Source organism: Providencia sp. JGM181 (assembly GCF_018257375.1).
Lineage (GTDB): Bacteria > Pseudomonadota > Gammaproteobacteria > Enterobacterales > Enterobacteriaceae > Providencia > Providencia lanzhouensis.
This window is the reverse complement of the sequence record NZ_JAERJY010000005.1, coordinates 25,369-48,300: the sequence shown is the minus strand read 5'-3', so window position 1 is coordinate 48,300 and position 22,932 is coordinate 25,369. Positions and strand designations below refer to the sequence as shown.

Here is a 22,932-nt window from a genome sequence, read left to right as displayed (position 1 = left end):
TTGTTTATTCAATAATTGCGCCGGGACACAGTTTGTTTAATTCATCAGTCGTAACACTTCCCGCTCCACCTCTTACCTCCGGCTCTGGCTTAGGTGCTTTCTTTGGTTTAGGCGCTAACTTAACCTTCTGGCTAATTTGACCTAATAGGAATGCGGCACGAATAGGGTCTTTCTCAGCTGTAAGCCGCTGGCGCAATTTTTCGTTCTTGCCTAGGGCATAAGCAATCAATTCGGTTCCTTCATCGGCAGCGCGCAATAAAATCTCTTGCTGCAATACTGGAACTTCATTGCGTACAACCTCTTCCATCTCTGCGTAATCTTTCACAGGTAATTTAGCTGCACGTTGTTTGTGATCTTCCAGACGCTTGAGAATTTTGTTCTGGTAATCACGCTGCTCTTGCTCTTTAGCTTTCTTGCTCTGTTCGACACGGCTTTTTTTCTCATGCCAATCAGTTAATGCTTTTTCGTATTCTTCTTCACTCCAATCGCATGATTCGAGTGTAGGCTTCTGCGGCAATACATCATCATGATTAACCACTGGCTCTTGTGCTTGCTTGGCTGTAACTTCCTCAAGCTGACGCTTTAGCTCACGATTTTCTTTCTGAGTATCTTTAAAGCCTTTGCGAAGGTCTTTAACCCATTGAGGCGCTGGCTGACCTTCAATTGAATCATCGTCATCAGTTAACGAGATTTCTTCATCGCCGATTTGCAAGGAGTAATCTTGCTCCTGCTCGACGCTCTGATCTGGTTTTACTTCAGCAGAATCATCAGTAGCAGCCTCGGCATTATTAGTGGCATTGCTCTCACTAACTTGCGTTGATTGCTCTGTAGTTTCCTGCTGTTGTGATTCCTGATTTTCAGACATAGGTACAGCCTGACCATCAATGATCAGTTCGTTTTCCATTTATTACTCCTTAACTCTGCGAGAAGTCCGCAGGAGACTGTTGGTTATTTTGTGATTGAATAGTTTTCGCAACATCTAGGTTTTGCTTATGTTGCGTATCTGTTGCTTTTAGAATTAACTCGGCATCTGCTCGTGATGAGTCGCCTTGTTCCTTCTGGAAGTTATGTAACATTTTAAGCGCCTCCCTGATTTCAGAGCGCTTAGTGCTATCTGCTGATGCAAGAAGCTGAACCACTTTAGCCTCGGCAACTCTGGCTTCTGTTTGAGCTTGGAACGCTTTAACTTGAATAGATAACTCTTCGTTCTTCGCCTTCTGTACTTCAGCCTGACCTTGCATTAACACGCCTTGAGCAGCTACTAACTCAGCATCTGGTTGCTGCGATTGCTGCTGAGCTTGAGCAACAATTTGCTCCTCTTCCGTATTGCGAGGTTTAACAACACCCTGAGTCAGTAATTGTCTGCGGTTGTACTCTTTAAACTCATCAAGACCTTCTCCGTCCATATTGTCTAGGATGATTCCCTGAACAACTGCGCGCATCGGATCTTGAGGCAACATGCCAGCTAGAAGATTAGTTAGTACCGAAACAGTGGCGTCGCGCCTTGCTGTATAAGATGGACCAACATCAACAGTTACATCGTAACGACCAGTAGATAAATCATTCATAGCTACAATTTCGTCTGTCTGATTATCTCTTACCGTCACTGACATTAATGCTATATCGTCAGTTCCATCTTCATTGACTACGCGAACCTGCCTATCAGATCCATATACCTCTCGAGCCATCGACAACCATACTTCACCAGCACGTTTCAAACTCTTAGCCATGTTATCCAGATAGATAAACGAAGCCATGTCTGACCGATGCATGAGGCTATTAACAGTCTCTTTGGCAATATTGCTAGGCATTTGCTGCATTGCTTGACTAGCGCCTGTTACTTCTTGAATATCAGTGCTAGTCTGCTGCAATAGCGCTGCCATCGCTTGATTAAGTGGCTGTGGTTGCGTGTATGCAATTGCCGATGCTGGCGCGATAACGTTGCCTTGCTTATCAGTTATTTCATTCAGAGGAAGAAATGCAGGTCTTTTTGAGTTCCTGTCAGCCCAGTGTTTTTCAAGCCCTTTAATTTGTTGCTTGCCAACAATAGGTACTGAGCCTGGGTCTTGTGCTGCCGAGTCAGCCAGCATTGATACCTGCAAGTTATAAAGGCGTTGTGCGTCCATTGCTTTTGCAATGTGCCCTTCAACCCGCTCAATGTCATCAATAAACCAGCGCTTACCGTATACAGGAATAAGCGGGATATGCTCACCCGGTATTCTCTGAGATTTCTCAAGGAATCCGTCACCATCGACTACTGATACGTAAACTCGACGGCGTTTAACGTTTCTGCGAGCCACTTCAATAAACCCAATTTCAGCTAATTCATCACCAACTTGCTCAAGCTGATCGCTATCGTAGGTAACAACTTCTTCTGTAAATGGATTCTGGAAGCTGACAACATCGACTGACTCTTTTCTTACTTCGTAATACTTAGCTATATAGACAACATCAACATCGAACCAGTCATAATCCCATGATCTATCAATACCTACATCTAACGTTGCTGGGTCTTTTTTATATTCTGCTTTGTACTTATCAACAGATAGTGAGTACATGCAAAAAGCCCACTCAGCATCAGACTTGTCATACTTCTTGGCGTCAGGGTCAAACCAAACAGAACGAGATGGATCATAAATAGGCTCGATAGAAATTCTCTGCCTGTCATCCATCGGGTCTAATTCATTGACCAAATTTGTTGTTAACCTAAAGCAACCAAACCCACCTGTAGCCGCATCATCAAACGCATTATCGCAAGCCTCGCCGCCGTCAGTTTCCTCATAGTCGGCACGAAACAAGCCATTTAATTTATCAGCTAAATCTTCGCTTGCTTCTTTGTCACCCGGTCTAAACTTAACTGTGATTCGATTGTTGCGATACTCACTGATGATCCTGTTTAGCTCAGTAGCTATCTTGTTTATTTCAAACTTTGGGTATTTCTCAAAGTGGTCATTGAGTTTAGTACCCGCAGAGGTTGCACCTTCCCATTGACCACCTGGAACTCGTGCAAACCGTGTTGCTTCGACGCATTTCGCTCTCACATCTTCTTGCGGTGAGTGCGCACGGTCAAACCTGAGCATTATTCGCTCATGTCTTTGTTGTAGTGTTTCAGCCATAGTTACCAACTAGAAGATGATGGAACGTAAATCTCTGTATCGTCATGAATAATCACAGGACAATACATAGACATCATGAGGGAGTCAGCCAAGTTAGGTGATGGAATGCCAAGTTTGACTTTCATATCAACTTTGGTCATCAGTTCTAACTTGCCGTTACCATTAAACTTACGTTGAATTTGCGTAAGCTCTGCGAATAGTTTTTCTAACATCTGTTCGCCGATCGCTTCTTTATCGAAGCTAATCATGTCGTCAGGGTTTGCATACTCACCATGTACTACCGCTCGATATGTTAAATAGAGCCTGTCAGCCAATGCATAGTAGAATTGTGCGCGTTTGTTTCTGAATACATCACCAATCGTTCGGCTATTGTCACCACTAACCACTTCATCAGCCCATGCACCAGATTGATATAACGCATCCTCATCGAAAGGAGACTCGCTACCTTTGAACATGGTTACAGTTGTTTGCTTACCGGTGAATGCATCTGTAACTTGCCGACGCAATGCCGCACCTAATCCGTCACCATCCCATAGGAAATGGTCAGCACCATCTTGAATAGCTTGCTCAGTAGCCCAATCAGCACCCTCGTTAACATCCATTAGCAGACCTTCTGCAACTTTGTTAACTACTGATCCCCTGCGTGAAACATACCCCTTGGCATCTCCGCCAGTATCAGACGGGTCGTGAGTTGAAACGACCGCGCCTTTGGATTTCCATCCTAACTTCTTGTGTGCATCAGTAGCAGCTTCTAGCCATTCACGTTTGATAATAGCCATGTCACTAGCGCTTACCGGCTCACCCAGCCAGATATGACGATACAGTGTTGGATTCTTGCGCTTGCATTCCTCCATCTCTAATCGTAATACATCAGGGAAGTGAGGATTGTCGGTATAGTTCGCAGTAAGCAAGCAAATATCATCAGGAGGATTAACAACGAAACGCTGATAGGTGTCATCAAGAATGTTTTTCGGGTTAAAGCTTACCCATATTTCAGAGTTAGGCTTTCGAATTGTCGGGATCAGAATATCCCAACTCTCTTTTGTTACCGCCTCCGCTTCTTCCACCCAACAAACATCAACACCTTCAAGTGATTTAATCTTTGTCGGATTATTCTTGATGCCGTAAAACATAAACTCAGCGCCAGTGCCAAGATGCTTAATCATGGTGCGCTGAATTTCGAACTCATTGTTATAGCCCTCTCTCTCTATCGTATCTTCAAGAAGCCTGATAACTGAGTCACTAATACTGTTCTGCAATTCACGAGCGCAAAGTATACGGACTGGCTGTCGCCTCGCTGCTTCAACGAGAAGCCTTGCTATTGCCCACGATTTACCGCTACCCCTGCCACCTTTAGCGACTTTGTAACGGTGCGCCTCAATGAATGGCATAAAGATAGGGTTTATCTGTGTCATGCTATTTACCGAATAATGAACTCATAGGTGATGTTTCTATTTGAATCGCTCCGCCATCAGCGCCAGTAATTTCTTGCGTAACTTTGTCGCCATACTTTTTGGGAGACATTCTAGCCAGCGACCATTTTCTGGTATCAATTCTAAGCTTAGCCTTAGCCACCTCAGCCGAATCAGGAAGCACATCATCAGCTATTTCTAGCATCTCTTCGAATAACGCGTCCGCTCTTTGCTCTGTCGCCTTCGCGTATTGGTCTCGAAACTCAGCATTTTCAGATAGCCAGCGAAATACCGTTGCCTTGCTTGGCATACCTTGGCGATTGCATACAGAACGCAAACTCTCTCCCTCTGCAAGCTTTGCGCAGATATCATGAGCAGTCTCTGGCATGTAATCAGACGGGCGACCACCTTTGTTTTTCTTTGTCACAGTGACCTCCTTTAATCAATTATCCAGCCCACTCGTAAATGAGCTGTGTAATTAACTATTGCGTGAATAAATCCAGTGCCTGTTGAGCATCACGAGCTGCCTTCTGTGCTCGAGCTACAAACTGAGCTTCTGTCTGGCATGTTTTGTACGCATCCCTAAACAATTCAAACTTGAGTGCATCGTCTTTAACGAACTCGATAGCCGCTTGAGCTGCCGCCGTGTCATTCCCAACCAATCGGAGTAAATCCAACCGCATTTGATTCTGTGCTGTAATCGTAGTCATTTAGTTACCTTATCTATGTAAGTTATTCGCAACCATCATCACGTATCACTACGTTACTTTGATCACTTACGGCTTACCCGTCAGCAAGAAGGATCACCTCCTGTTACCTTGTCGGGGTTATTCTTTAGAATCGCTCAATGCGCTGAGATAAAGTTTCAGAGTAACTGCGCATATGACCTAATTGCTTACTCAATAACTCTTGGTCGCGATGCTCCAGCGTCTTGCAGATATCGCCATTAATGAAAGTTGCCAGCTTTGTGATTTTGTCGTCTAACTCAGCTTTCTCATCTACTACTCGTTGTTGGTGTGGCTGCATTTTATGTTCCTTTAGATATTAAAAAGCCCCGCTATTGCGAGGCTCGTTGTTGTTCAATTTCCCGCTACACTCAAAAAATCTACGCATCACGTTAAATCAACAAGTTAAAAACAGGTGCTCATATAGGAGCCCATATAGAGAAGCTCACCCTACCGACACCTTAACTTAGGAGATTTACATGGTACGAATTACTGCATTACTGATTAAACTTGTTGCTGCTACTGGTGTTTACTTATTCTTGCAAGAATCAAATCCAGAACACGCCATCGCTCTAGCCGTTGCCATTCTTAGCGCCTAACCTCTCCGCTTCAATCTCTCTAATTGCTTTCTTGTCCAAGTTGCACTTATTCAACTCATTCAGACTATCTGCCAGTAGCATCACTACATCACCGTAAGTTAGTTCAGCAGGGATAACAGGAACCGAACAATCAGCGATTAAGTGCGGGGGAAGTGGCACCGGCTGAACGGGAACCAGTTTCTCTTTTGTACTTGTGCAGCTCACTAACAACATCATCGGGCACAGCAGTATTAGCGCACTCATTGTCTTTGAGTACTGTTTTGATAACAGTCTTAACTTTGACATGTTCTGAGTCCTCTAATTGCTTGGATTTGATGTTGTCGAGTGACACTTGATAGTGCAGAGTGATAGCTGATTGGGTTACTTTGTTTAGTAGCTGGCTTACTGATATCTGACTAGTGAGTGATTCATTTTCACTCTCTAGTCTATTTATTCTAAGGTTGTAAATGACACATGCAGCAAGCAAAAGAATAAATAGAATTGGTTGTATGTTTGATATAAACCATTTGCCGATTTTGACTAGTTGCTGCCCCATCGTGCTTTATATCCTCTCACATCGATATGTGTGAATGTCTTATAGCGACCAATGCCGTAGCTATCGGGAAACTGAGACTCCAGATAATCAGCGACCATTTTCGGCGCTACATCTTTAACCTTGATATCTGCCGCCGTACCTAGCAAGTGCTGAGATTTAGGAGCACCACCTACTTTACTGTTGTGTTTAGCACAGCGACGACCACTGACAATCACTACTGGCTTACCAAAATGAGCGCGAACGCCTTCAAGAATTTCAACCAACTTGGGTTCGACTTGATTTGCCCCACACCCATCCTTACATGCAAATTCTTTACTATCGAAATGCTCACTTAACTTAGTCATTATTCACTCCAGCTTTACCTTTAATAATATTGCTGACTTTCTCGACGCCCCAGTAACCAATCATGACGCTAGTGATATAGGAAAGATCAGGGTTCATTCCGAAGAACGCTAGCAAGTCCTTTGCAAACCAGCCGAGGAATGCGCACAAGAAACCATCAAGTAACGTTTTCCACCAACCGCCGCCGTTGTACATCCCTCGCAAAATAGCGACAGAGCCTGCCAGTCCAGCAAAAACACCTTGCTCTTTGTACTGAGACAGATAACTAAATACCTGATCCCAAAATTCAGGGGTTTCTTTCATATGTTTCATACTCACCCCCTACGTTGGAGGAATTTAGTTAATAGATAGCCGCGCACAATCTCTATGCGTCAATTTTCGTTTGGTTGATTAGAATTCTGTGGCGGCGTATTAATGTAGCGCTGCTGGAATTGAACCAGCGCAAGCGACGAAATGGTTGTCGCACATCACCATGATGAGAGCGCTAAAAGCAAAAAAAGCCGCACTAGGCGACTTATTGAATGTGAACCTGTAAGGGTTGCTTACAGGTTGAATTAGCTGTGGGGGCAGGAGCCAATCCCTGCAATCTCGGTATTCGATGCGCTCTACCGCATTCCCAAGTTTCCTATTCCCGAGCATCAGGCTATTACTGGTGCTAACTGGCTTTAGCATTCTCCACAATGGTTAAGATGCGTCCTCCATGCTAAGCAAGGGTGATGTTACTCACCAAGACGCGCCTTACCATTACAGAAAAGCCCCTACCGAAGTAGAGGCTCTAGAATCTGGTTAAGCCAACCTAAGAACAGTTAAGGCAGCTTACCTGATAAGTATTGTCCATTTGGTCATTACTGTCAATAGCAAAGTTCAGTTATTTTTCTAACTTTAGCTACACGTTTGCGATTATTCATTGCATTTCGAAGAGGTTCGTACAATAACCACTGGCAAGCTTTCAGTTTTTCGTCAACTTCTCTTCGGCATGTTCGCAATGATGGAACCTTTACTTTTCCTCCTGACCTTGTGTTCATTTTGCGGGGATTTGCAACCTTATGGTAGTAAGATGCTATCGAAAGCTTGGATGCCCCATGAGCGTAATAGCTGAGCAATATTTTATAAGCCTGCTCGTCAGTGGCGATGATTGAATCTACGACCTGAGAAATCAACATTCCTTCATCGTCACTGCACATTGGTCTGGATGGCGCACTGTTTGGCTCGACTGTTCGCATGAATTTATAAATCATGTTTATCATGCGTACATTCAATCGCCCTGAGTGAACCCAAGCGCCCCACAATTCAAGCCATCCGTTAAGCCAATCGAACTGATCCTTTGTTAACTCTTTCTCTCCGATGTAGCTCATTTAGCCTCCTGAGGTTCTTTAGCGTTCCATCTGTCGCCGCCTCTATGCCTGACCATTAATCTACCGTTGATAACAATGTGGCTTTCAGCGCTAGCATCACGAACATACTTTCTAATAGTTCCTCTATTCGCACCTATTAACCTCCCAACCTCAGTCATATTCCCGTAGTGCTTAATCAGTAGCTCAGGGATTGTCGTAATCTCAGTCTGCATCGTCTATCTCCCATATCTTGATATCCAATGATCCGCCCTTAACCACCTCTCCGCGCTTAATGCGAAAATCGTCTATCTGCTCGTCGTCATCCCAAAAATTGGCGTGAGTAAGCGAATCGAAAACCGCTTTAGGCAAGTTATCGAGGTCTCTTTTGCGTTTATCTGGGGGATTTGCAGTGATGACTATTTTGATGCGGGAAGTGATTTTGATATCTAGGTTTTGCTGCTCTATGTAACCTGTTACTTGCTTTCGGTAGTTTGTGCCTTTAGGTGATATGTAGTGCCTTCCTCTACAATGCCTCCAGTAAGTATTATTACTTGGGGGATATGGTAGCTTTAGGTGATATTCCTTCATGCCTTAATCTTCCCCTCACTTTGCAATATAGCCTGAGTTCGAATGACTCCATCTAGGTGACATTGAATTGCGTATTCAGCTCCTGTGATTCGCGTCCTGCGGTCAATTTCGTCATGACAAGCACTACATGCCCAAGCTATAAATAAATCGCTAGGCTTGCATCCTGTGCCGCATAATCCTGCCATTCGATAATGAGCGCCTACCACAGTTTCAGGATTGCCGTTACATACTCCTGGTATTCTGACTTGGCACTCTCTGCCTTTTGCTTCTTTGCGTAAGTTAGCCATATATCGCCACCCAGTAGATTGCTGATGATGTAGCAACTAGACCAATGATCAGAGTTGCGATAAATAACTTTGCACCGATAGTGAATTTTTGCTTTTTCATTTTATCTTCCTTAATCTGACTCACACCCTCACCCCACTCAGCAATGTATCTAACTTTCTTAGTAATGGATTACCCATCCCATTCACATTAGCTCTATCAACAATCACCATTCCTGTGCCTAGTGGCTCATTGCCTCTGACGCTGTGGCTTTGCTTAAATATCTCAGTGAAGTTATTTTCGATGATCTGAATTGCGTTGCGTGATACTTGATATTTGACAGTGCCGCCGATTTTACCGACCACTGTTATTGCACCAAACTTATGCATTAGCCCCAGGATGAAGCTCACATATGAACGCGACATACCTGTTAGACTTGTCGCTTTCTTTGCTGTGAAATATTCGAATCCACTTACGGAGTTAATAACATCGATTGCTCTTTCTCCTTGCTGGGTCATGATTTCTCCTTGTTTAAATCGTGGCGGTTGATGTGCTCTCTGCGCATGTTTTGCAATGAGATTACTAATGCATGAGCTTCGTCTAACTTCTTGTCAATTTCCTTTAGTTTTTCAATTGGTGTCACTTTCATTCTCCAGCTCATCAACTAGTCGATTCATGTACCAACGGGCTTTTTTCAAATCTTCCACGGGGTTAATTTTCTTTTCATATCGCCAGACGTATTTTTGGATATTCCCTTTGAGATATCCCAAGAATGCTTCGCGAGTCATGCTTGCCTTGATAGCCTCTATGCACTCAATGCCGCCTGATGCGTAGTGTGATGGGTTATTTACGTTATCTTTCATCTTATTTTCTTCACCTTTACCAAATAAATCAGCAAATCCGCCCATGCGCTGAAGATTGTCATTACATTTCTTACAAGCGTTTTCATGCTTAGGTCCAATGTAACTACACCCACACCATTTGCATTCTATATGGGTATATTTTCCTTCTGGGTAATCCCTTTCGGTTTTTGCAAAACTCACTTTCTAGCCCTCCGCTTCTTGGCTGCTCGGTTTATCTTTGCGTGACCTGTGATGCGCTTAGTTGATATTGGGTAGCTGTACCAACTGCGACTATGGTTGATAGCCCATAAGGCGTTCTGTGATGCTAGTGACGCCATAGCGATTGCCATTTTTGATATGATGTTCATCTCTCTTGCTGCTCCTTGAGTTTCTGTTTGTCACCGATGCGTTGCGCCCACTCCAGTTCTCTCTTTGCGTCATCAGTGAATTTCACGCCATTTTGTGAGCCGAACCAGTGAGCGCATTCGATAACATCCGCTATTTGTCTTACTCGCATTTTGCTAGTACGTTCACCGAAATAGACAATACCGCCACCTAGCCCGACAGCCGACCGTTGAGCCTCACCCTTGACTTGCTTATTGAGTACAGTGATTAAGTCCTTCCAATCCTCTTTGTCGTACCATTGACCTTGCCACATGACCTGTTTAGACAAATCAGTAAGAGTTGCCCACATGCGGTCATTTTGTGCTTTGGTTCGTTTGGGTTCGGAGAGTTTGACTTCGTATGGCTTGGCTGAATCTATTGGTAGGTTTTGTATTGCTTCGATGGCGTTCTGTCTGATGTTTTTACTACTGAGATAGTATGTCTTTAGTGACATTTAACCTCCTTGCATTGCCATTGTCATTCCAACTAAACATTCAGAGATTTCTTTGGCTTCACGAATGAATTGTTTTTTAAATTTCCTGATTTGCTTTCTGGTTGGCTTAGCTTGAAACTTAAAATGATCCTCATCGCCATAAGCAGATATTTTTAACATCCAGAATCTGCGGCTCGTATTGAAGTTAACGTAATAGACCATTATCTCTACTGGTTCACTCACTGTTAGCTCTCCTGCTGATACTGTTCAAACCAAAAAACAACTGGTTTATCGACTAATTCAATCAATCCAAAACGCTCAGCTGTTCTGAAATTTACCGATGATTTTCTAGCTCTATCGGTCTGCTTTTTAATTTCATCACGAAACATTTCGACGCTATAAACAGATTTAAATAGATTACACGGCGCACACGCTGGAACGAGGTTTTGCTCAGTGTCATTTTCAGGGTTAAAGCACTCACCAGTAGCTACTATTTTTCCATTAATCCTGTCGATTTTTCTGTAAATTGGCTCTACATGATCCGCATGCCAACCTTTTTCTGGTAACTCACAACCGCAGTAAGCACACTTTCCGCCAAATAACATCCTTAGTTTTTCTCTTTGTGATTTAGTCACTGTTAGCTCTCCTGTTCCATGCTGCTATAGCTGTTTGCCTTACAGAATCCCAATCAATGGCATCTGATTCTTCCTCGGATTGTGGCTCAGGTACTCTCTCGCCGATTACAGTGCAACTACAATCATCGTTTTTACACTGAACATACCAGCACAGGCGGTTATCTATTAATTCAGCCTTGCTACCGCAAAACGGGCACTTTTTTAACTCGCTCATCATTCACCCTCTGGCATTGGTGGGCTAAGCATTGGTCTCCAATGAGTTATCATTGAGTAGTCATCATCCTCTATGAACTCCTCACCACAGCTTATGTAATTATCGAATGAGATTGACCATGTCCAGCCTTCTCCGCATGTATCAGAACGCATAAAAACATGGTACAAGAACTCTTCACCTCGGAAATATCCAGCAAATACTGGCGTGTCCATTTTAGGTAATTTCTCGCTCACCTTAACCCAATTAGTTCCCTGCATTAGATGCCTCCCATGCTGATATGGCGAATTCGATAAGCAATAGCCTTGATTACAATACCCTTCTCATCGGTTGGGTTCTTGGCTTGCAATTCTTCTAGTTCGAGCAGCTTTTTAGTTAGAATTAAAATATCTGCATCTCTTTCTGTTAACGTTGTTCCTTTCATCACTCAACACCTCGCTTAATTGCCAATGTATTCTTGACAGTAAATATCAAGACAGCCGCTAAATGTATAAGGGTCATACTGCCAACTGATTTTCCCGCAGCATGGACAATTCCATCGTGTTTTTCCGCTGCTTCCTTTGCGTCTGCGTTGTTTCTTTAGCCATTCAGGAATGCGTAATCCTGCACTTTGCACCATCGTTCGAGCTTTGAAGCTAGATAAGCAGAATGTGCGCCTTTTCTGTGCATCGGCAATATCGAACGGCAGCCAAACAATGTTATCCATCGTTAAATCTGGCTCATGGAACTGCTTAGCAAATGAAAAATTAGTTACTGGCTTATACCCTTTAGTTAGCCAATAAACATCGTTGCCGTCCCAATCGCCTTTCACGTAACCAACATAATTAGTACAGCCTTCCTGAATTACAGTTTCGCGCGGTATGTACTGACAATCGACGTGATAATCAGCTAAAGCATCAACCCAGAATTTAGAAACAGGTTGATCGATACTTCTTCCGCTTTCCCACGCCCTTTGCGCTTCCTCTAGCGTGTATACATGAGCCTTATCGATATCAGTGGCGTAACCTTTTCCGTCCTTGCAATGAAATGATGCGTTGCTCCCCACCGTGTCGCGGGTGCATATCATGTAAAATGATTTCATTTGAAGTCCTTATGATTTGGTGTGTTACACGTCCGCGCCTTGGAATCGGCGTTGTTGAGGCTTGCTGCTTTGTAGGCAAGCGTTAGCGGCTTCCATCTGGTCCACATCCATAAAGTGACCATTTTTGAATCGCTGGTATACGGTCCCTGTTTTACCGAATCGGTTTTTAGTCACGATAATTTCAGCATATGGGGCCGCTGATGAGTTCTCGTTATACACAGCATCACGGTAAAGCATGATGATGGAGTCTGCGTCCTGCTCAATGCTGCCTGAGTCGCGCAAGTCCCCATTAACGGGCCGTTTGTTTGGTCGCTTCTCAACATCGCGTGAAAGTTGACTGAGTGAGATAACTGGGGTTAGTAGCTCTTTAGCCATTCCCTTGAGGTTTGATGAGATATAACCAATCGCCAAGTCGTTACGCTCTGCTTTCGGTTTTTCTATCAGGCCTAAGTAATCGACCATAATTAATGCCAGTGATGGATATTGCTGTTTGTGGCGTTTTGCTATGGCCCTGATTTGGTCCACATCGAGTTTACTTGCATCGACAACCCATACATCCAAATCTTGGACCCGACCAATACCATTTGAAACTCTGGCCCATCCTTCATCATCCATTTTTGCAGGGTTTCTCAGTGATGAAACTGATAGGCCCGATGCCCCTGCAATTTGACGCTCCATAATTTGGCGTGAACTCATTTCCATTGAGAAAATTAGAACACCCTTCTTGTGGCCCGTTTGTTTATCGACTTGTGAAGCTACGCCTTCGGTTACCCGTAATGCAAACTCGGTTTTCCCCATAGCAGGACGTGCAGCAACAATGATTAGGTCCACTGCGTTGATACCGCCAGTGATTTCATCAAGTTCTTGGATCCCCGTTTTCAGCGTGTCGGATTCATCGCCATTGGTTAGGCGTTGTTCTAACACTTCCGTAAAATCTGCTATCAGGTCCTTGGTGTGTACTGGTTTAATCTCATCGTTAGCGGACCGTAGTTCGTTAGCCTTTTTGATGAGTTGGTCCATTGCTTCAGCAGCTGCGTCAATCGTGCCTGATTCGATAACGTGGCGGTGTTGGTCCATCAAGCTAATCATTTCACGTCGATTGTGATTATCAGTCACCATCGTAGCGTAGCCTTTCAAGTTTGCTGCGCTTGGGCAGTTCTTGGCGGCTTCCATGATGTCAGCGAAATGTTTGTCACCCATTGCCTCGGCAACCATCATTAAATCAATCATGCCGCGAGTTTTGGCTTGCTTCTGAATGACTTTGTAGGTTTCACGGTAGAAATGAGATCCGAATGCTTCAGGTTTTAAAGTGGCGAGTACATCAGATGCGTTGAGTGTTAATCCGTCTTTCAGCAAGCCACCAATTACGCTTGCTTCGATTTGGTTGTTGACCATTAGAATCCCCTGTCAGCAAATTTCCCTTCACGAACCCCTGTCAGAGTTGTGTCTCTCAGTAAATAATCAATGTCTGCGGTCCATCCTGTATTGTTTTCACCAAAATAAAATGGCTTAGCCATTCTCACAAAGGCTCGAACATAGGCCCGCCACCCATCAACATTTTGCGTTGCGAGGTTTTTGATTATTTTCCTGATCCGAGTTTTACGCTTCTCGTTGGCTTCAACAGCGTGAGGTAATCTATCTCCAACCTCCTCGTTGTAGGCATTGAGATATTCGTCGTAGTTAACTGGTTGAGATTTTCGCTTAGAAGGCTTAGTCAATTCTCCCCCTTTCACCTCTTGAGGGGTAAGGGGTGTATTACTTTCTTTCTTTTCTTTTGAAAGAGTTTCTTTTGTGTTTAGCTGACTTGGCTTATCCTCGTTAGCTAACTTGGCTAATCTTTCATTAGCTGACTTGGCTAATGTTTCACTAACTTGGCTAATATCAAATTTCCACTCATTAAACGCCTTGTTAATTCCTATTTGATTACCAGATGAAATAACAATATTCATAGCTATCATTTCATTTTTGGACTTGCATACATGAGTGTGATGAATGCCTGTCATTGATGCTATTTGAGTATTGGTTATGCGGTCCAGTTTTTTACTAAACCCGTATGTTTTTCTAACTATCGCCAGAAATACTTTTAATTGCCTAGCTGTCAAATCAGAAGACATAGCAGCTTCAAGAAGGTCATTAGCAATTCTGGTATAGCCATCTTCAAGGTTTGCCACTTTCGGCCTCTCTTGCTGTCGTTGGTTGCCAAAATCAGCGTATGCAACGTTACTCATGCTGTTTCCCTCCAGTGACTTCCTGACGATGCTCAAGCCGTAATTTTGCATCTTCCAATGCAGACCTAAGCGCCTTAGCTCCTTGCTCTGTGACGGAGCGGTTAACTTCGTCACGCACGATGTTTTTATGTACAATACGCTGGTAATTTCTTGTATTTTTTGCCATAATTACCTCGTTAAACAGTTTGATTAATGCGCCTCGATTGCTCCAACAATTGGGGCGTTTTCTTTTGTTCTCATCAAAGAAAGCTCACCGATTTGCTTCCACAAAAAGCGATATTCTTCCTCAGATATTTTTCTCTCACCTTCCAGCACAAAATCTTTAATCCCCGACGCTGCCAGCGTTTCGCATAGCTCAGGAAATTTGTCAGTTCTGCGTAGAATGGTTGAGTCATGAACACCTAATGTTTTAGCTACTACAGACTGAGACTTAGCTCTCAATGCTTGTAATGCCGTAGCGATTAGATGGTTTGATACGAATTGATTGAAGTTTTTGCGTGTTGTTGCGTAGTCCATTTGTTAAATTCCTTTTGACGTAGTTAGTCCGTTGCTCACGATCCTGTGAGTTAAGTTTTGAAGTGCGCGTTTTTCAGCGCAGAGGTGTTAAAGAGCGAGGTGGATTACTTTTTATCTTTGACGAGATACTCAAAAGGAATCCCAAACAATTCATTTATTTGTGCGTATCTGGCAGGTGGAATGCGACCTTTTTGCTCCCACTGGCGAATAGCCTGATCGCTAATGTTTAACAGTTTTGCTAGTGCGGGAACGCCACCCGCTTTTTTAATTGTTGTTTCCAATGCGTTCATAACAATTTCCCTTTAATTGAACTATCACAAGAATAATACAAGAATCACTTTAGTTAAGCAAGTTTTACTTGTTGGAATATTAAAAGCAATACTTGTATATTGAAGAAATGAAAACTATGCGCGACAGAATCAAGCAAGCCAGACTTGCAAAAGACATGACCCAAGCTGAATTAGCTGATGCGGTTGGCGTATCACCTCAATCAGTACAACAGTGGGAAACCAGTACTGAGCCAAGAAAGAATAGAGTAATGAAGATTGCTGAAATTCTTGGTGTAGATGCTAATTGGCTTTTATTTGGTAGACCAGAGTCTGAAAACAGAAAAGAGGTGGTTAAGATAGAGCTAGAGGATGGCTCTAATGTTCAAGAAAGGTATAAAGTAGAGATATTAGATATCGAAGCAAGTGCTGGATCTGGCGTCATGGTTCTTGATGATTTCATAGAGACAATAACTGCCATTGAATATTCAGCGGAGGAAGCCAAGCGCTTATTTGGTGGAAGAACTGCTGATACCGTCAAGATGATCACGGTTAAGGGTGATTCAATGTCTGGTACATTTGAACCTCGCGACCAGATATTTGTTGACATCACTGTAAATCATTTCGATGGTGATGGGATCTATGTTTTCATTCTTGATAATCAGCTGTATATAAAAAGACTTCAAATGCAATACAAGAAATTAGCTGTAATATCTGATAACCCAAGGTATGAAACTTGGTATTTAGAGGACAATTCAATTGATGGGATGTTTATCCAAGCTAAAGTTCTTGTTAGTCAATCAATTAAATACAAATTTCATGGATAGAAATATCTTACATTTAAGCATGGTAACCTAATGAGAAAATTAATTTTACTATTAATTACTGCGATTTCATCATCATCTTATGCTGTGGATAAACTTGATTTAAATGATAAAAATGATTTTAAATTATTATCAACGATCATGAAAATATCAGAGTGCAATTCCCAGTCAGCTCTATATAAGTTTCAAAAAGAAAATAGCATACCTAACGGAGATGAATTTATTGATAAGTTCATGGAAAGTGAAGCTAAAAAGAAGGGAAAAACTCTCGTTGAAATGGCTAACGAGTGCCAAGAGGCTTTTTTAGATTTTGCAAAAATAACATCAAATAACAAGTAATTACATTCTATTAAGCACAACCACGCCATCCCTCTCATGAGGGATTTTTTTTTGCCTAGTCCTCAATCCAATCCAATCCAATCCAATCCAATCCAATCCAAGTAAAATCTAAAATTAAAAATAAATAAACCAATAAAAAACAAATATATAAGTAAAAAACCAAGTAAAAACACAAAAATAAACACAAGATACACTTGTTTTAATAAAGCGTTACTTGTATAGTTATTCCATCGAAGGCAAGGAGCCATAGATAAACAGGATGTTCGCTCTTTAACAGAACGCGCTGAAAAATGCGCAAACCAAAGACAGTAAGTTTTGGGATTGGTAATCGCTCTGCTAAGCATGAATGGTAGATGAGTGCGCTACCACCAATCACCAAAACTAATTGTAGGAGGTAATTATGGGTGTTCGCGGATATAACTGCGCTAGAAATCGCAGATCGGAACGTAGAGCAGAGTTAAAGAATGCATACGCCATGAATGAGCAATTGAAGGTTTCAATTAATGGTGATACGGAAGAAACAAAGCGCCCTACCTTATCACTCACGCGCAAACCAGTTAGCCGAGTTGAAAAAGCAATTTCCATTCGCAGCACTAAAGTTTACGACTCCACAGATAACACCTGCTTACCAAATTCTAGTATTTACTCAGCTAAATATCGTAAGTCAGGAACGTTATTAGAGTCTGGAGAAGTGACAGCAAGAGCATAGACACACGCAAGCAACCACGGCTACGCAAGCCGATTATGAGTGATGGAAGTGTTACGGCAAGGGGGTGAACATGAACGATATTGAACGCATAGACTACATGATTAGCACCTTGCGAGACATGAAAAAAGATATCGCACGGCAGCAAAAGTTAAGCGCCGTTAACAGCTTAGAGCTAACGCCAAAGCAAGCACAAAAGCGCAATACTGATTTGAATTGGATAGGCATGGAACAAATAAAACGCCGCCACAATCTGCACTCATACGCTGTAGAACTTGGAATCGCTGACCATAAAGGCAACGACGGCTACGAGAAAATAGAGCTAACAGACGGCTGGCATAGATTCAACTTCCAGCCAAGAAAGCCATTTAGTTAACTAATTACAGTCCATCAAGGTGGGCTGTGGTGAGGTAGCTTTTTTGACAGCACGACAATAAACCAAAGGCGATAAATCGGTCTCGTCATAGATGTAAGTACCGTTTGAATCGGAGGATTTATGTAGTGATTAAATTTAACGTATCTAAATAAATTAAATATGCAGGTGCCATGGTCTGTGAGACCCGCAGCCTAGAGCGATATCTAGGCAACTAACCAGAGTTCATTAATTAGTGGGCTGTGGTGAGTTGATTAATAGATAGGAGATAGAGATGGATATTACGATTGAGTGCGACAGCGTGCAGTGTGAAGCACGCATGAACCGAAACGTTGAAGTAACGCTTACTGGTGCAATTCTTGATGGATTTATCAGCGTCGATGACATCATCAGTGAATACTCAGCAAGCACACTGCTAGATGAAATGGACAATGACGACATCATCAAGCACCTTGAAAGCCAAGGGTATACCGTAACTGAAGACTAGCATCGTGTTTAGTTAATAACGGAGGGAGTATGACAGATACAACAGGTGGAGCGGCTTTTCCCGCAAGCGGGCATCCAGATATGCAATTTGTAGCTCAGGAAGGCATGAATTTGCGTGATTATCTAGCTGCTAAGGCTATGAATGGAATTATAGCCAACAATGCAATGATTGATACGGCGACAGACCAAACGCTTGAATGGGTTGCGAAAAACGCATATCAAATGGCGGATGCAATGTTAAAGGCTAGGGGGTGATATGGAGTTTAAAGGTACCAAAGGAAAGTTTAACGCTCACACGGAAGTAGCTAATTGGTACGGCTTTGAAAATCGATTCTTTGAAGTTACTGATGAAAATAACCAGATAGTCGCATTTGTAAAAGATTGGAATGGCGCAGGTGAGCAACCAAAACACGATGCAAGATTATTAGCAGCAGCACCAGAGTTATTAGAATCACTTAGAGAGCTAGTTTCAGCAATGGAGAGATACGAAATAGATGTTGATGAACGCGCTCCAGTTAAGCATAAAGAAATGATGAATAAAGCCAACTCAGCAATCGCAAAAGCCCTCGGTCAGCAGTAACCCACCACTTAATCATTCATATCGCTATTAATAGTGAGGAATACGCACATAAGGAATTAATTATGAACTGGATAAAAATTGAAAGTGGCATCCCAGCAAAAGGCGCAAAGTGCTTTGTGGTAAGAAAAAGAAAAGATGGAGAACTACGTATAGCACGCGCAACAAGAGAGACTGACAAACCTTTAACAATAGACAGTGATGCATCTAGAAATGCATGGTGGCAGTCACTAGACAAAATAATCAGCTTCTCAGACTCAGCTGTTGTTGCTTGGATTGAAGAATCCAAAGTAAAACTTGAATACAACGGTCAGTTAGTTTCATTTCAAGAAGTAATCTAGAAAAAAACCACCGCACCAACACCAGAACACTTTCAATAACTATGTGAGGCCATCACATGGGCGATAACTATTACTACGCATCATTAATCATTATGACTGCAATCCTATTACCTCTATTAGCGAGATAAATCATGCAAATCGACAAACATTTTCTACGTCTGGCACAGGCACAGGCGCGAATCGCTATAAGCCAACGTTGTGATGATGTTTGGTGGTTAGCAATGGAATTTCTCAAAGCAAGTTACGGGAGGTCTGAATGAACAAACTTATTTTTGAATCTAAAAACATGTACACGCAAACGGAACCTGCGGCATGTGGTGGAACAAGAGCAATTATTCACATGGATAGTGGATATCTCATTGAAACGGATGACCCAGAAACTCTTATTTTAAGCATGAATGTAACAAAGGAACTGTTGCAAAAAATAATCAGGGAACGGTATGAGGACTCAGCATGATAATTTCAGAGTATGAAAACTTCGTCACCATTCCAGACCGTGAGCACCTAGCAAATCAGGATGATGAACTAACTAATGAAATTGCTCAGCGGTTTTATGATGCCCTTCCCTCATCGGTCATACGGAAAATGACCACTCAAGAATCAGATGAAGCATGGAACGCTTTTTTTGAGGCTGCAAAAAGCGAAAGGAGGCTATTGTGAGAGAAGGAATTATTTACGGACTGAGTAATGAAGACTATCACAAGGATGATGCTATAGGCTCAACGTCAGTCAAAGCTATTAGCGTTAGCCCTGCTAATCTGTATTTTAACCCATTTAAAGGAAGTAAATCGGCACAGATTGGAACGGCAATTCACGCAGCATTACTGGAGCCTGAAGTATTTGAAATGGATTTCATACTTGAACCAGAAATAAAAACTCGCACATCCAAGGAATATAAGGAACTAGCGAAAACATACAACGCCGACAACATTCTAATTAATGGCGAAGTAGAAACAATCACACGGATGATTGAGTCGGCAAGGATGAATACCGACTTTATGGATTACATGGCGGCAAAGGGAAAATCAGAAGTGTCGATGTTTGCCAACTGCCCGATTACCGGTTTAAGACTTAAGTGTCGGTTCGATAGATTATCAGACTTCCACCCTTACCCGCTTGATGTTAAAAGTTGCATGGATGCAACTGAGAGAGGGTTTAGTCAGGCATTCGGTAAATATCACTACCATATTCAAGCGGCCTTTTATCTGTACGTTTTAAAGCTAACTACAGGGATTGAGTTAGACCAGTTTTGCTTCTTCGCACTTCAAAATAAACCACCTTATACCAACTGCATGTATTACATCGGAACGGAATCGCTGGAACTTGGTTATAAGCATATGCATGAAGCATTACGCAAAATTAAAGAATGCATTGATGATGAATCACTACGAACTGAAGGAATAGTTCTTCCACCGAGTGAAATCAATGTTCCTAATTACTTATTCGATGATGAATATTTAGACGATGAGGTGTATCTCTAATGGACTTATCACGCACAATCATTCCAAAGTCAGACCAAATTAACTTTGAAGATGTTCAATCTACCCCGATAACAGCAACTATCAAATCAGTAAGGGAAGGCTCTAAAGACCAACCAGTATTTATTGACCTCGTTGGATATGACGGACGCCCATATAAGCCATCAAAATCAATGCGGAGGGTTTTAATTGGCGGCTGGGGTAATGATGGTCATGCATGGGCTGGAAGGTCACTAACATTAATTGGAGACCCAACAGTTAAGTTTGGTGGCGTTGCGGTTGGTGGTATAAAAATTCACGCTATGAGCCATATTGAAAGCGACCTGTCATTCATGCTCTCCGTGTCTCGAGGAAAACGCGCAGAGCACAGAGTTAAAAAACTAATGACAAACTTTGATTTGTTATCTGATTTTACTGGGAAATCTGGAGAAATGACTCCAGAGCAATTAGACAGGTCATATCACTGGCTAAAAAATAAATTCACAGGTGATGTTGATAGCCTAGAGAAACTAGAAGTGGTTTACCAAAGCGCAAAATCTGATATGGAGAAAGGTAATGGCTAGTCGTGGAGTGAATAAGGTAATTCTCATTGGTCACTTAGGCCAAGACCCTGAAATTCGGTACATGCCAAATGGTGGCGCAGTAGCAAATATCACACTAGCCACATCGGAATCGTGGCGTGATAAACAATCAGGTGAAATGCGTGAAAAAACCGAATGGCACCGTGTTGTGATTTTCGGCAAATTAGCCGAAGTTGCTGGTGAATATCTGAAAAAAGGTTCACAAGTTTATATCGAAGGTTCTTTGCAAACGCGTAAATGGCAAGACCAAAGCGGTCAAGACCGATACACGACAGAAGTGGTAGTAAATATCGGCGGTACGATGCAAATGCTAGGCGGTAACGGTGGTAATCAAGCAGGAAGCCAGCAGCCAGTGCGACAACCTCAACAGCAACCAGCTCCGCAGAATGAGCCGCCGATGGATTGGGATGATTCCATTCCCTTCTGACCATTCCCTATGTGATTTAACCAAAGGATATAACTATGGATAAATGCTGCTTATGCAAGAAAGAACTTGATGACTATAACGGGTATGAATACCGAGGTTTTCATTCCTGCGAAGAGCATTTTGATGAAGTATGCGACCGAGTTGACAGGAAAAGGCAGGAAATTATTAATCGCCATGACTCTATGTCTAGACCGTTGAAGGGACTGGACATAAGGCCAGATAACCCTATCGGGAAAGCTAACCGAGAATTACTTAAGGGAAGCATTGAAGTTAGCGGGAAAGAAACTTATTTGGAAAAAGAATATCGCAAAGGAATTCTTTAATTAACCAAAGGATATATTTGCAAGGATGCAAACAGGAGATAGATATATGAAGAAGCTATATTGCCCAGAGTGCTCAGCTTATTTAGAGGGTGGCGATGGTGAATGCAAAGATTGTCGCTGTGGATGGAAGCAGCCAGCGGAAGAAGCGAAAGAATCAGAACTCGAACAGTTACAAGAAGAAAACGCGAAGTTGAAACAGGCAATTATCAGTATTTACACCAACACGGAAGAAATAACGCTCAATGGCGAAGACGGTTATTACGCAGTAAAGCAAAGTGTTATTGATGATGTAATTGATTTAACGGAAGATTAATTCAACTCGCAGGGATGCAATGAAGAGGAATGAATATGATTGAGCTACAAAAACAATTTCAACCCAAAACGAGAAATATATGCTCGGCTTGCGGTAAAGATGTTGGGGTATCAAAGCTAGTTGTAGCAGGCAATGTGAATATCTGCTTTGAATGCGCTGATTTGTCAAAACAACTTGCTGATAAAAAACGTAATGAAGTGACTGAAAAGGAAATTGAGCGTATTGCGGATGTTATTTCTACTGACGAAGAAGGCTTAACTGATGTTGGTATGTCTACTACTGCTCACATGTACGCTGAACGTTTATATAAAGCTGGATATAGAAAGGTGGAGTGATGGATAAATCAAGGCAGCAATTTGAAGAATGGTTTAAAAAAGAGTATCCGTTAATTGAGTCTCAACCAGAAAATACTTTACTTCAATCCGTAAAGCGCCAATGCCTTAAATCTTGGCAAGCATCACGCGAGAGTTTAATTAATAGCTTGGAGCCTGTTGGTTATATGGAATCAAATGGAATTGATTATATCAATAAACACGAATTCACTCATATTAACGCTGAACAATCCGACTCAATAAATATCCCACTCTATAAATTAGATTAAATATGAAAATAATAATCGGATATGTATTACTCATACTAATACAGGGTTCTGC

At 42.4% G+C, this 22,932-nt stretch carries 45 protein-coding genes; 17 read left to right on the top strand and 28 right to left on the bottom strand.

Translation table 11 applies throughout. From position 1 onward, the window contains the following. Positions 1-4: 4 nt before the first annotated feature. The 28 genes from JK188_RS02040 to JK188_RS01910 form a co-directional block, all read right to left on the bottom strand. Positions 5-904: a phage capsid protein gene (locus JK188_RS02040; protein WP_211885098.1), complete on the bottom strand. Its 900-nt coding sequence runs from the start codon at positions 902-904 to the stop codon at positions 5-7. Between the two features lie 10 nt (positions 905-914). Further along, complete coding sequence (locus JK188_RS02035) at positions 915-3,116, bottom strand: portal protein (protein WP_211885096.1); 2,202 nt, start codon at positions 3,114-3,116, stop codon at positions 915-917. A 2-nt stretch (positions 3,117-3,118) separates the two neighbouring features. Next, positions 3,119-4,531: a PBSX family phage terminase large subunit gene (locus JK188_RS02030; protein ID WP_211885094.1), complete on the bottom strand. Its 1,413-nt coding sequence runs from the start codon at positions 4,529-4,531 to the stop codon at positions 3,119-3,121. A 1-nt stretch (position 4,532) separates the two neighbouring features. Further along, positions 4,533-4,916 (bottom strand): hypothetical protein, encoded by a 384-nt coding sequence (locus JK188_RS02025; protein WP_050763758.1) that lies wholly within the window; start codon positions 4,914-4,916, stop codon positions 4,533-4,535. 94 nt (positions 4,917-5,010) lie between these two features. Beyond that, positions 5,011-5,238 (bottom strand): DUF2560 family protein, encoded by a 228-nt coding sequence (locus JK188_RS02020; RefSeq protein WP_211885092.1) that lies wholly within the window; start codon positions 5,236-5,238, stop codon positions 5,011-5,013. 124 nt (positions 5,239-5,362) lie between these two features. Continuing rightward, positions 5,363-5,554: a crAss001_48 related protein gene (locus JK188_RS02015; RefSeq protein WP_211885090.1), complete on the bottom strand. Its 192-nt coding sequence runs from the start codon at positions 5,552-5,554 to the stop codon at positions 5,363-5,365. Positions 5,555-5,825: 271 nt separating this feature from the next. Then, entirely contained in the window at positions 5,826-6,137 is a 312-nt protein-coding gene (gene lysC, locus JK188_RS17695) for an Rz1-like lysis system protein LysC (protein WP_195848882.1), read from the bottom strand. Between the two features lie 234 nt (positions 6,138-6,371). Then, positions 6,372-6,731, bottom strand: coding sequence for a D-Ala-D-Ala carboxypeptidase family metallohydrolase (locus JK188_RS02005; RefSeq protein ID WP_154600345.1), 360 nt, complete (start codon positions 6,729-6,731; stop codon positions 6,372-6,374). After that, positions 6,724-7,041 (bottom strand): phage holin, lambda family, encoded by a 318-nt coding sequence (locus JK188_RS02000; RefSeq protein ID WP_154636507.1) that lies wholly within the window; start codon positions 7,039-7,041, stop codon positions 6,724-6,726. Before JK188_RS02000 ends, JK188_RS02005 begins: the two co-directional genes overlap by 8 nt. 539 nt (positions 7,042-7,580) lie before the next feature. Then, positions 7,581-8,084 carry an antiterminator Q family protein gene (locus tag JK188_RS01995; protein ID WP_211885086.1) on the bottom strand — a complete coding sequence of 168 codons (504 nt, stop codon included), beginning with the start codon at positions 8,082-8,084 and terminating at the stop codon, positions 7,581-7,583. Continuing rightward, the gene (locus JK188_RS01990) at positions 8,081-8,242 is read right to left on the bottom strand and encodes a protein ninH (protein ID WP_336431239.1); all 162 of its coding nucleotides are present in this window, start codon (positions 8,240-8,242) and stop codon (positions 8,081-8,083) included. The genes JK188_RS01995 and JK188_RS01990 overlap by 4 nt, the downstream gene beginning before the upstream one ends. 43 nt (positions 8,243-8,285) lie before the next feature. Continuing rightward, complete coding sequence (locus JK188_RS01985; protein ID WP_211885082.1) at positions 8,286-8,651, bottom strand: RusA family crossover junction endodeoxyribonuclease; 366 nt, start codon at positions 8,649-8,651, stop codon at positions 8,286-8,288. Then, positions 8,648-8,938 carry a DUF1364 domain-containing protein gene (locus JK188_RS01980; RefSeq protein WP_211885080.1) on the bottom strand — a complete coding sequence of 97 codons (291 nt, stop codon included), beginning with the start codon at positions 8,936-8,938 and terminating at the stop codon, positions 8,648-8,650. Before JK188_RS01980 ends, JK188_RS01985 begins: the two co-directional genes overlap by 4 nt. Next, complete coding sequence (locus JK188_RS17950) at positions 8,931-9,062, bottom strand: hypothetical protein (protein WP_336431233.1); 132 nt, start codon at positions 9,060-9,062, stop codon at positions 8,931-8,933. The genes JK188_RS01980 and JK188_RS17950 overlap by 8 nt, the downstream gene beginning before the upstream one ends. Further along, positions 9,059-9,433: a hypothetical protein gene (locus JK188_RS17945; protein ID WP_211885078.1), complete on the bottom strand. Its 375-nt coding sequence runs from the start codon at positions 9,431-9,433 to the stop codon at positions 9,059-9,061. The genes JK188_RS17950 and JK188_RS17945 overlap by 4 nt, the downstream gene beginning before the upstream one ends. Before the next feature lie 111 nt (positions 9,434-9,544). After that, a complete protein-coding gene (locus JK188_RS17940) occupies positions 9,545-9,958 on the bottom strand; it encodes a DUF3310 domain-containing protein (protein ID WP_336431232.1) in 414 nt (137 codons plus the stop codon). A gap of 163 nt (positions 9,959-10,121) precedes the next feature. Further along, the gene (locus JK188_RS01965) at positions 10,122-10,595 is read right to left on the bottom strand and encodes a recombination protein NinB (RefSeq protein WP_211885076.1); all 474 of its coding nucleotides are present in this window, start codon (positions 10,593-10,595) and stop codon (positions 10,122-10,124) included. Further along, complete coding sequence (locus JK188_RS01960; RefSeq protein WP_336431231.1) at positions 10,596-10,817, bottom strand: DUF7279 family protein; 222 nt, start codon at positions 10,815-10,817, stop codon at positions 10,596-10,598. Between the two features lie 2 nt (positions 10,818-10,819). Continuing rightward, complete coding sequence (locus JK188_RS01955) at positions 10,820-11,179, bottom strand: HNH endonuclease (protein WP_211886347.1); 360 nt, start codon at positions 11,177-11,179, stop codon at positions 10,820-10,822. 22 nt (positions 11,180-11,201) lie between these two features. Then, positions 11,202-11,423, bottom strand: a complete 222-nt coding sequence (locus JK188_RS01950) for a Lar family restriction alleviation protein (protein WP_211885074.1) — start codon at positions 11,421-11,423, stop codon at positions 11,202-11,204. Beyond that, positions 11,423-11,680, bottom strand: a complete 258-nt coding sequence (locus JK188_RS18075; protein WP_211885072.1) for a DUF551 domain-containing protein — start codon at positions 11,678-11,680, stop codon at positions 11,423-11,425. The genes JK188_RS01950 and JK188_RS18075 overlap by 1 nt, the downstream gene beginning before the upstream one ends. Then, complete coding sequence (locus tag JK188_RS01940; RefSeq protein ID WP_211885070.1) at positions 11,680-11,844, bottom strand: hypothetical protein; 165 nt, start codon at positions 11,842-11,844, stop codon at positions 11,680-11,682. The genes JK188_RS18075 and JK188_RS01940 overlap by 1 nt, the downstream gene beginning before the upstream one ends. 15 nt (positions 11,845-11,859) lie before the next feature. Next, positions 11,860-12,501: a hypothetical protein gene (locus tag JK188_RS01935; RefSeq protein ID WP_211885069.1), complete on the bottom strand. Its 642-nt coding sequence runs from the start codon at positions 12,499-12,501 to the stop codon at positions 11,860-11,862. A gap of 24 nt (positions 12,502-12,525) precedes the next feature. Next, a complete protein-coding gene (locus tag JK188_RS01930) occupies positions 12,526-13,896 on the bottom strand; it encodes a replicative DNA helicase (protein WP_211885067.1) in 1,371 nt (456 codons plus the stop codon). Beyond that, the gene (locus tag JK188_RS01925; RefSeq protein ID WP_211885065.1) at positions 13,896-14,729 is read right to left on the bottom strand and encodes a replication protein; all 834 of its coding nucleotides are present in this window, start codon (positions 14,727-14,729) and stop codon (positions 13,896-13,898) included. The genes JK188_RS01930 and JK188_RS01925 overlap by 1 nt, the downstream gene beginning before the upstream one ends. Beyond that, entirely contained in the window at positions 14,722-14,895 is a 174-nt protein-coding gene (locus JK188_RS01920) for a hypothetical protein (protein WP_211885064.1), read from the bottom strand. Before JK188_RS01920 ends, JK188_RS01925 begins: the two co-directional genes overlap by 8 nt. A 23-nt stretch (positions 14,896-14,918) precedes the next feature. Continuing rightward, entirely contained in the window at positions 14,919-15,245 is a 327-nt protein-coding gene (locus tag JK188_RS01915; RefSeq protein ID WP_211885063.1) for a hypothetical protein, read from the bottom strand. Positions 15,246-15,349: 104 nt separating this feature from the next. Beyond that, on the bottom strand, positions 15,350-15,535 hold the full coding sequence (locus JK188_RS01910) for a Cro/CI family transcriptional regulator (protein ID WP_048606430.1): 186 nt from the start codon (positions 15,533-15,535) through the stop codon (positions 15,350-15,352). A 116-nt stretch (positions 15,536-15,651) separates the two neighbouring features. Here JK188_RS01910 and JK188_RS01905 point away from each other — a divergent pair, with 116 nt between their 5' ends. The 17 genes from JK188_RS01905 (at position 15,652) to JK188_RS01825 (ending at position 22,880) form a co-directional block, all read left to right on the top strand. Then, entirely contained in the window at positions 15,652-16,338 is a 687-nt protein-coding gene (locus tag JK188_RS01905; protein WP_442959109.1) for an XRE family transcriptional regulator, read from the top strand. Between the two features lie 30 nt (positions 16,339-16,368). Further along, positions 16,369-16,674, top strand: coding sequence for a hypothetical protein (locus tag JK188_RS01900; protein WP_211885062.1), 306 nt, complete (start codon positions 16,369-16,371; stop codon positions 16,672-16,674). 400 nt (positions 16,675-17,074) lie between these two features. After that, entirely contained in the window at positions 17,075-17,383 is a 309-nt protein-coding gene (locus tag JK188_RS01895; protein WP_211885061.1) for a transcriptional antitermination N peptide, read from the top strand. Between the two features lie 70 nt (positions 17,384-17,453). Continuing rightward, positions 17,454-17,756, top strand: coding sequence for a regulator (locus JK188_RS01890; RefSeq protein WP_211885059.1), 303 nt, complete (start codon positions 17,454-17,456; stop codon positions 17,754-17,756). A 271-nt stretch (positions 17,757-18,027) separates the two neighbouring features. After that, entirely contained in the window at positions 18,028-18,240 is a 213-nt protein-coding gene (locus JK188_RS01885) for a hypothetical protein (RefSeq protein WP_211885058.1), read from the top strand. A gap of 29 nt (positions 18,241-18,269) precedes the next feature. Then, positions 18,270-18,494, top strand: a complete 225-nt coding sequence (locus JK188_RS01880) for a hypothetical protein (protein ID WP_211886472.1) — start codon at positions 18,270-18,272, stop codon at positions 18,492-18,494. A gap of 1 nt (position 18,495) precedes the next feature. Further along, positions 18,496-18,819 (top strand): hypothetical protein, encoded by a 324-nt coding sequence (locus tag JK188_RS01875; protein WP_211885057.1) that lies wholly within the window; start codon positions 18,496-18,498, stop codon positions 18,817-18,819. A gap of 62 nt (positions 18,820-18,881) precedes the next feature. Further along, positions 18,882-19,157: a hypothetical protein gene (locus JK188_RS01870; protein WP_211885056.1), complete on the top strand. Its 276-nt coding sequence runs from the start codon at positions 18,882-18,884 to the stop codon at positions 19,155-19,157. 256 nt (positions 19,158-19,413) lie between these two features. Further along, on the top strand, positions 19,414-19,614 hold the full coding sequence (locus JK188_RS01865; RefSeq protein WP_211885054.1) for a hypothetical protein: 201 nt from the start codon (positions 19,414-19,416) through the stop codon (positions 19,612-19,614). Beyond that, complete coding sequence (locus JK188_RS17935; RefSeq protein WP_211885053.1) at positions 19,611-19,817, top strand: hypothetical protein; 207 nt, start codon at positions 19,611-19,613, stop codon at positions 19,815-19,817. Before JK188_RS01865 ends, JK188_RS17935 begins: the two co-directional genes overlap by 4 nt. Further along, positions 19,814-20,638 carry a PD-(D/E)XK nuclease-like domain-containing protein gene (locus JK188_RS01855; protein ID WP_211885052.1) on the top strand — a complete coding sequence of 275 codons (825 nt, stop codon included), beginning with the start codon at positions 19,814-19,816 and terminating at the stop codon, positions 20,636-20,638. The genes JK188_RS17935 and JK188_RS01855 overlap by 4 nt, the downstream gene beginning before the upstream one ends. Continuing rightward, the gene (locus JK188_RS01850) at positions 20,638-21,198 is read left to right on the top strand and encodes a hypothetical protein (protein ID WP_211885051.1); all 561 of its coding nucleotides are present in this window, start codon (positions 20,638-20,640) and stop codon (positions 21,196-21,198) included. Before JK188_RS01855 ends, JK188_RS01850 begins: the two co-directional genes overlap by 1 nt. Beyond that, on the top strand, positions 21,191-21,643 hold the full coding sequence (gene ssb / locus JK188_RS01845; protein WP_211885049.1) for a single-stranded DNA-binding protein: 453 nt from the start codon (positions 21,191-21,193) through the stop codon (positions 21,641-21,643). Before JK188_RS01850 ends, ssb begins: the two co-directional genes overlap by 8 nt. Before the next feature lie 35 nt (positions 21,644-21,678). Beyond that, positions 21,679-21,966 carry a hypothetical protein gene (locus tag JK188_RS01840; RefSeq protein ID WP_211885048.1) on the top strand — a complete coding sequence of 96 codons (288 nt, stop codon included), beginning with the start codon at positions 21,679-21,681 and terminating at the stop codon, positions 21,964-21,966. A gap of 46 nt (positions 21,967-22,012) precedes the next feature. Further along, entirely contained in the window at positions 22,013-22,279 is a 267-nt protein-coding gene (locus tag JK188_RS17690; protein ID WP_249215366.1) for a hypothetical protein, read from the top strand. Between the two features lie 35 nt (positions 22,280-22,314). Beyond that, positions 22,315-22,614, top strand: coding sequence for a ClpX C4-type zinc finger protein (locus JK188_RS01830; protein ID WP_211885047.1), 300 nt, complete (start codon positions 22,315-22,317; stop codon positions 22,612-22,614). Further along, a complete protein-coding gene (locus JK188_RS01825) occupies positions 22,614-22,880 on the top strand; it encodes a hypothetical protein (protein WP_211885046.1) in 267 nt (88 codons plus the stop codon). The genes JK188_RS01830 and JK188_RS01825 overlap by 1 nt, the downstream gene beginning before the upstream one ends. The last annotated feature ends 52 nt before the right edge of the window (positions 22,881-22,932 follow it).